8 protein-coding genes are annotated in these 7361 nt (G+C 29.5%); 4 read left to right on the top strand and 4 right to left on the bottom strand.

Annotation, left to right across the window (positions count from 1 at the left end):
• Window positions 1–359: 359 nt before the first annotated feature.
• On the bottom strand, window positions 360–644 hold the full coding sequence (locus tag V7P73_RS13945; RefSeq protein ID WP_333854653.1) for a type II toxin-antitoxin system YafQ family toxin: 285 nt from the start codon (window positions 642–644) through the stop codon (window positions 360–362).
• Window positions 634–900, bottom strand: a complete 267-nt coding sequence (locus tag V7P73_RS13940; RefSeq protein ID WP_333854651.1) for a hypothetical protein — start codon at window positions 898–900, stop codon at window positions 634–636. The genes V7P73_RS13945 and V7P73_RS13940 overlap by 11 nt, the downstream gene beginning before the upstream one ends.
• A 388-nt stretch (window positions 901–1288) precedes the next feature.
• Here V7P73_RS13940 and V7P73_RS13935 point away from each other — a divergent pair, with 388 nt between their 5' ends.
• From V7P73_RS13935 to V7P73_RS13920, 4 genes are read left to right on the top strand one after another with little or no spacing between them, the layout of a single operon-like run.
• Complete coding sequence (locus V7P73_RS13935; protein ID WP_333854649.1) at window positions 1289–1588, top strand: plasmid mobilization protein; 300 nt, start codon at window positions 1289–1291, stop codon at window positions 1586–1588.
• Entirely contained in the window at window positions 1588–2418 is an 831-nt protein-coding gene (locus V7P73_RS13930) for a relaxase/mobilization nuclease domain-containing protein (protein ID WP_333854647.1), read from the top strand. Before V7P73_RS13935 ends, V7P73_RS13930 begins: the two co-directional genes overlap by 1 nt.
• 10 nt (window positions 2419–2428) lie before the next feature.
• Window positions 2429–4255, top strand: coding sequence for a type IV secretory system conjugative DNA transfer family protein (locus V7P73_RS13925; RefSeq protein ID WP_333854645.1), 1827 nt, complete (start codon window positions 2429–2431; stop codon window positions 4253–4255).
• Complete coding sequence (locus V7P73_RS13920) at window positions 4252–5232, top strand: GIY-YIG nuclease family protein (RefSeq protein ID WP_333854643.1); 981 nt, start codon at window positions 4252–4254, stop codon at window positions 5230–5232. The genes V7P73_RS13925 and V7P73_RS13920 overlap by 4 nt, the downstream gene beginning before the upstream one ends.
• Before the next feature lie 609 nt (window positions 5233–5841).
• Here V7P73_RS13920 and V7P73_RS13915 read toward each other — a convergent pair.
• The gene (locus tag V7P73_RS13915) at window positions 5842–6300 is read right to left on the bottom strand and encodes a hypothetical protein (RefSeq protein ID WP_333854641.1); all 459 of its coding nucleotides are present in this window, start codon (window positions 6298–6300) and stop codon (window positions 5842–5844) included.
• Window positions 6300–7229: a replication initiation protein gene (locus V7P73_RS13910; protein ID WP_333854639.1), complete on the bottom strand. Its 930-nt coding sequence runs from the start codon at window positions 7227–7229 to the stop codon at window positions 6300–6302. The genes V7P73_RS13915 and V7P73_RS13910 overlap by 1 nt, the downstream gene beginning before the upstream one ends.
• Window positions 7230–7361 lie beyond the last annotated feature (132 nt).

Genomic DNA, 7361 nt, shown 5'->3' with positions numbered 1-7361 from the left:
AAACTCGTTTTTAGCTTATAAAAACTCGTTTTTAGCTTATAAAAACTCGTTTTTAAATTTTTAAATTATTGAATGTGTGAATGTTACAGAACCTTAAAATAATAAAATAAATAATATTTTTAAAAGAATAACGTTAGAGAAATTTATCTGTTTAAATGGAGCGAAAAGCGACATTTTGACAGGAAATTTTGATTGTCTGCGGAGTGAAAGAAAAACGAGAAAACGGGAGCAGAAAATAATTGGCTTGGCGATGTTATGCTATACATAACAAAATTTGTAAGTGTTTAATTTTTAGTTATATTACACTTTTTATGACCAAAGTATAATTGAAAATATTGATTGTGTAATTGTGTAATCTATTAGAATAAATCGGAATGACTTCCTACGTCAATAAGTAATATTTCTTGTTCTGGTTCTTCTTCCTGTTCCCATATTAAAAGTAAATCGGGTTGAATATGGCATTCCCAACAGCCTTTATAGTTGCCTTTCAATTTGTGAGGAAGCATTTTAGCAGGAATTGACTTATAACCATTTTCAGCGAGAAGATCAATAGCTGTTTTTATTGCTTCCTTTTTAGCAGGATTTTTTAGATACTTTTTTAAACTTCGTTTGAAATTTGTAGAAGGAGTGATACTATATCCCATTTTCTAAATCTTCAAATAAATCATCTGCAGAGCTATATTTTTTTAAAGTTCCTGCTTTTTTCTCTGCTCTTGCTTCTTCAATTGCTTTTTTTGTTTTTGCATTCGGTTCATGATAGCCTACGGCATCAAAAAGAAGAGTTTCAATATAATTATTAATACTTCTATTCTGTTTTTTTGCCAACTTTTCAATATGAGAATAAAGCCCCGAGTTTAATCTTAAGGAAGTGGATTTTTTATTGATATTAATTGTATTCATAATAGCACTAATTTAAATACAAATATAAGAAATGTTTAGATAGTAAAAAAGTTTTTTTTCTTTGCTTTTGAATAGCTATTTTTTAAATATTGTTCTTTGTTAATGTTCTAAAAATTTCGATGATATTTTTAAATTCTCGATAATATTTTTACAGGAACAATTAAAATTGTTCCGTGTTATAATTTCAAATTTTTCTCTAATATTTTAGATTTCTTGTTTCTTTTTTTATAAGAACAATATTTTTTTATTATCTTTATACAGTTAGTAGGTCGAGAAGTGTCTTTGTTCCCACAAAATACAAATTCCGCTCCGCTTCATTTGATTTTGTGGGAACTGCAGACTCTCTCGTTTTGCTCCCGATGGTCGCAAAAGTGTAAAGATTTTACAAGTGAATAAAGACAAAGAAATTAAACTTCGTTTATCTGAAGAAGATAAAAAAGAGATAGAAAAAAGAGCTGAAAAAACAGGATTAAGTATGTCAGAATATTTAAGAAGAACAGCGCTCAATAGAAAAATAAATGTTCGTTTTTCAGATGAAGAAATGGAAGCGTGGAAGAACTTAACCTCGATAAGTAATTCTTTGAAAAATTTATCTAATATTTTGAATAAGGAAAACCGAGAACATTTGATTTTTGAAATTAGAAATATTAATGAGCAAATAAAAAAAGAGCTGAAAAAATTTAAATAATGACAGCGAGTGCAAAATCGGTTAAAGGTAGTACAAAGAGCATTGATTATTTAATTGAGGAGCGGAAAGGTTATGAACTGGAAAGAAATTTAATTTATGGAGACAATTCAAAAGAGATAATGGAAAGTTTTAGAATGCAGCAAATTTCTAATGTAGAATGTGATAAAAAATTTTTTACTGCTTACATTAGCCCAGATCCTAAAGATGGTCAAAAACTTTCTGATAAGGAATTGAGAGAAATAAGCCATGATTTTATGAGAGGAATTGGAGTTAATCCCGAAAAGCAGGCATATTTAGCAGTAGTTCATACCGAGAAAAATCATAAGCATATACATTTGTTAATTAATCGTATAGATGATAAAAATAAGGCAATTAAAGATAATTTTTCAGTTCTCAAAGCTCAAAATACAGCACATAAAATAGCTAAGGAAAGAGGATTAATATCTGCTCGAGATATAATGAATAAAAATATTGACAAATCAATTGAAAAGACCCAAGAGATAAAATCAAAAATTTATGAAGCTCACAATAATGTCATGAAAATAAAGCCTCAGACTATTTCAAAATACATGGAGTATATGAAAGCATTGGGACACGAGATAAAGCCTACTTTAAATAAAAACGGAGAAGTTCAGGGGTTTAAAGTGAATGATAAAAAATCGGGATTAGAATTTAAAATGTCTGAAATTAAAAGAGAAATGTCAGCAAACAATTTATCGAAAGAGTTGAAATATGATTTAGAAAATCGACCTACTATGAATCTGAAATTATGGTCGGAAAAAAACAAAGTTAAAAATTTAGAAAAATCAAAAGGTTTAAATATTACATAAAACACAAATTATGAACGGATTAGGTTGTTTACCCCAATTATTGAAAATGTTTTTATACATATTCTTGGGTGGTTTAGTGCTTTTTAATCTTTTCGGAGTGATAGCACCATTTTGGAAATTAATAGCAGAAAATCAATTAAATAGAGTTCCAAATTGGATTTTAGAAATTCCAATGTGGGCTAAAGTAATAATTTCTTTAATATCTCTTTCTTTTTGGTTAATCGTCTATAAATTAGGAAAATTTGAAAACATTACAACAGGAGTATTAATTGTTGGAGTGTCTTTTATGGTATTCATGTATTTTGCTGGTTCAATTAGCTTTTATTCTCGTAAGTATATTGGAGATTTTTCGAGTATAATTTATATATTTCCAATTGTTTTTTTAGGGTTTTTATACTTCCGAGACTTCACAAATAAGACAAAAACAACGGATAAAAATCAAGTTTTTGCAAAAAATAAATCTAAAAACTTAATGACTGGTTTTATTTTTAAAACAGCATCTGGAGTAATTAATTTAGCAAATCCATATCGAGGTATTTACATTCAAGGTGGCGCAGGTTCTGGAAAGAGTGCGAGTATTTTTGAGCCAATTATTAATCAAATTTCTGAACAAGATTACACAGGCATTTTATATGATTTTAAAAGCCCCGAGCTGACGGATAAAATTAGAGCAAGTTATTTAGGAAAAAGCGTTGCTTTTAAAAATATTGACTTTAAAAACCCACATCAAAGCGACAGAATAAACCCTATTGCACCGCATTATTTAACCAAAAGCGTTATAGCAATGGAATATTCTCAAGCATTGGTAAATAATCTTCTTCCCGAGAGTATAAAGAAAGCCGATTTTTGGAGCAATAATACTAAAATGATAATTGCAGGAGTAATTTGGTGGCTCAAGGAAGAACACCCCGAATATTGTACAATTCCGCATGCAATAAGCCTTTTGCTTCACACAGATATTAAGTTATTATTATTGAAAATTTCACAGAATTATGAAGCTGCAGGAATGGTTTCCACCTTAAAGCAATCTTTAGAAAATGAAGCCCAGAATCAAGTAGCAGGAATTTTGTCCACTATTCAAACTGCAGTAGCACAACTCAACACAAAGGATGTATTTTGGATTTTATCAGAAAATGAAGTTGATTTAGCCCTTAATAACCGTCAAAATCCCACTTTTTTATGTATTGGGAACGATAGCACACTTCCACAAGTTTACACGCCTATTATATCGCTTATCATAAGTGTAGGAATGAGACAGATGAACAAGCCAAATCAACAGCAAAGCGTTGTTCTCCTCGATGAAGCTCCAACAATATACATTCCAAATATTGAGCAAATTCCTGCAACAGCAAGGAGTAATAAAATTGCTACAATTTTTGGAGTACAGGACTTTAGTCAGTTGGTTGATAATTACGGACAGGACAAAGCTCAAATTATAATTTCAAATTTAGGAAATCAGTTTTTTGGTAGGGTTACGAATGGTAAAACTGCAGAAATGATAAAGACAATTTTTTCAAAAGAAGATAGAGTTTTCATCAATAAAAATACAGGAACAGGAACGAGCGGAACAATTATACACACTCAAAGTAATGACAGTAGTAGCAAGAGCGAAACGATACAGGAACGAGATAGAGTAAAAGTTAGTGATCTGATTAATTTGAATCCAGGAGAATTTTATGGGATTATTGCAGAGGGACAACCTAAAGAATTTTTAAAAACACAATTTTCCCAAGATTTCGCAAAGTCTTTACCAAATGAAAATCCTGCTGTTACTGATGCAATAATGCAAGAGAATTATTTTAAAATTATAGAGGAAGCAAAACAATTATTATCATGAAAACAGTTCTTTATGACGATTTTTACGTAATTGAATTATGGGATAGAATAAAAATTGGTGTGACTAATAATTTTGGTCAAAGATTAAACACTATTAAAAATGCTGCAGGGATTTCAGAAGATGATAATGTGGAAATTTTATTTTATCCTAATTGTGGCAATATTGAAAAGAGATTGAAACGACTTTTTAAGAAACATCAAACTCGAGGAGAATGGTATTATAAGGAAGAAATTGTTTATGATTTTTTATCTGCTTTAAAGAGAGGACAACAGCCAACGATTGAACTTTGGAAACAATTAATTGAAAAATACGCTATAAAAGAATTTGAATATGATGATAATGTAGAAAGAGCAATATTACTCTTAAATGCCATTAAAAGAGAGAGAAAAGGAATCGGATTTCCTGATAGTGTTGATATTAAAAAATTTATTAGAACAAAAAAAGCATATTATAGAAATTGGGTTTATACAGCGAATGATGATTTTACAGCTTTTGAACGAAAGCCAAATTTCAAGTATAGTGATATGACATTTAGTAGAGGAATTGAATGCTTAAGAATTTTGAAAAACAATGATAAAAACAAAAGCATATTTTATCAAAATTTAGTTGATGACCTTTTTTATAGAAATGAAAAAAGCTATCATAAAATAGAACACCTGATAAAATATCATTTTTTCTCCGAAGAAAACCCTCATATTTTTGAAAATTATAAAATAAGAGTAAAGTATAGTGATAAAGATGATATGTATTATTTTCAAAAATATTTTCTTGACCTAAATACCGATGAAAAGCGATTAATAAGGAAGAACGAAAACTTTACTATATATGTAAATAATAAGTGTTTTGGGTTTTCTATAAGAGATAAAATGTGTTATTGTTTTTATCATGAAAATGAACAAGAATTAATAGAAGACTTTCTAAAAGAAAAAAAATGTACATTTGATATGTCGGTGAGGGAGTACAAAGAGGCAACGTGAGGACGACCTTGAGAAGCACCAAATCCGATGAAATATACCGAAAGGTTTAAGGTCCGGAATTCCGGACCTTTTTTAATGTCGTCAATCTCTCGCAACTTTCGGGAATTTCTAAAAAAGCTAAAGAAAACCTGAAAATAAAAAAACGCTATTAGCCACGATTTTTAATTTTAAAATTAATCCTTTTGGCTGGTATTTATAGGATTTGTACCTTCGCAACGAAGACAAAGTCTCTCGCTTAGCGAGGGGCTTTTTTTTGTGCCATACAATGCGTCACACTTTTATAAAATTATTGAAAATACCTTTGTTTATCAATGTTTGTAATATATGTCCTTTTGGGTAAATAATAATAATCATTGATTTGTTCGCAGGAACTGGACGAACATAGTTTAGCAAAAATGATAAACGTAATGTGCGATAGTACTTTTATAAAAAATTAAATAAATATCATCTATATATGGAAACATATTTTATTCTTAGTATTTTAATATTAGCCTGTTTAGCAGGAATATTATTTTATGTTTTTAGAGGAATTTTTAAAAGTTCAAAGAAAAAAATTAAATTCTCTCATGAAAGTAAACTTTTAGGAAAAACATTTTATGAGCAAAGCGATTAAGGCTTATCTAATCCTTTTTCTTTTGCTTCTATGAAATTGCGTTCTCTGAATGTGTCAATTAATTTTTCGTGTATTTCTAATTGCTTATTGTAAGAAAATCGAAAATATTCGATTTGTTTTTCCATAGCTTCCAAATGTTGTTTGGAATTTTCGATTTGTTCTTTCAAAAATGGATATTCGGTTATTCGTTTTTTGAACTCTTCATATTCGTCTGCAGTAAAATATTCAACAAAAGGAAACTCTTCATTTTCGTTGTCGTCATCGTGTCGTTCAAGTTTCGTTGTTGTGTCGCTTAAGTGTCGCTGTTTTAGTAAATTTACAACGTCTTGAGGAATTAAAAACCCCTTTTTATCGGTGTTTGTTAGTTCGTCTATTATTGTCGCTATGTGTCGCTGAACTGTCCGAATGCTGACGCCAAAAAGTTCAGAAACCTCCTTTGTAGTATAATTTTTCATTAGTTTTTATTGGGTAAAATTCCTTTTTTCTGATAAACTCCAACTAAGTAACCTATAGAATTTTTAACAGATAATTTCTTTTTTTGAATTTTTAAATTAAGGTCAGTAATTAATATTTCAAAATCTTTCCTTGATTCTTTTTCCGCTATGAGATCCGCTTGTTCTTCATTAAATCCATAAGCCATTAAATCCGCTTTATATTTCTGCAATTCTAAAGGCTTATTAAAATCAATTTCCATCTGCTTAAATTTTTGAGAGTTGATGTGCAAAGTAACCCAATAGAACTCACGACCTCTTTTTTTTAGCTCATAATCTAATTCAATGTCCGTATTTTCTGAAATTTGATTTCTTGCAATATCAAGAACGAATTTTTTAAAATCTGAAATTCTTTCAAACTGCTCATTTCCCTTTTTATCAATTAAGCCTAAAATTTCTTTAAGTTCTTTGATTTCAAAACGTTTAGTTCCAACGCTACGCCATTGACAAGCAATTCCGTAAAGCCTTTTAGCATATTTGGAAGAGCAATCTAAAACTGATTTTAGCTGCATTGCAGTAAAATTATTTTTCAATTCAAAAAAATATGGTCGTGCAGTTTCACTTATTTTTACTGTAAAACTTCCTGTACCTTTTATATAATCGACATATTCAAAAAGCCACATTTGGCGAATCCTTTCAGAAGTTTCAATTTCAAACATACGTGAACCTATATTTTCAGTTGCTTCACGTAGTTGTTTTAAGTTCCATTTACGTCCTGTAATGGCTTCAATATCTTGAACGTGGACGTTATACTCTTGTTTGTCTTTTTCAAGGGAAGAAAGCACCATAAATAAAATATCAAGCATACATGCTGAATAGTCATACCGACCCGAAGTTATTACGTTATGCTGTAGAATAACTTTGTTATCCCTTTGAATGTCCATTAATTCCATATTGAAATATTTTAAAACAAACATATAAAATAAAAACGAGATATTAAAACGATTATCATTTACAACGTACGTTGCCAAGCTTATAAAAACTCGTTTTTAGCTTATAAAAACTCGTTTTTAGCTTATAAAAAC

It is taken from the genome of Epilithonimonas sp., assembly GCF_036780765.1.
Lineage (GTDB): Bacteria > Bacteroidota > Bacteroidia > Flavobacteriales > Weeksellaceae > Epilithonimonas.
The sequence above is the reverse complement of the archived record's forward strand: the minus strand, read 5'-3'. Positions and strand labels throughout refer to the sequence as shown.

Excerpts from the sequence above, each read along its gene's own strand:
- V7P73_RS13945 (WP_333854653.1), bottom strand. The coding sequence starts at position 644 with ATGGGATATAGTATCACTCCTTCTACAAATTTCAAACGAAGTTTAAAA.
- V7P73_RS13940 (WP_333854651.1), bottom strand. The coding sequence starts at position 900 with ATGAATACAATTAATATCAATAAAAAATCCACTTCCTTAAGATTAAAC.
- V7P73_RS13930 (WP_333854647.1), top strand. The coding sequence starts at position 1,588 with ATGACAGCGAGTGCAAAATCGGTTAAAGGTAGTACAAAGAGCATTGAT.
- V7P73_RS13925 (WP_333854645.1), top strand. The coding sequence starts at position 2,429 with ATGAACGGATTAGGTTGTTTACCCCAATTATTGAAAATGTTTTTATAC.
- V7P73_RS13920 (WP_333854643.1), top strand. The coding sequence starts at position 4,252 with ATGAAAACAGTTCTTTATGACGATTTTTACGTAATTGAATTATGGGAT.
- V7P73_RS13915 (WP_333854641.1), bottom strand. The coding sequence starts at position 6,300 with ATGAAAAATTATACTACAAAGGAGGTTTCTGAACTTTTTGGCGTCAGC.
- V7P73_RS13910 (WP_333854639.1), bottom strand. The coding sequence starts at position 7,229 with ATGGAATTAATGGACATTCAAAGGGATAACAAAGTTATTCTACAGCAT.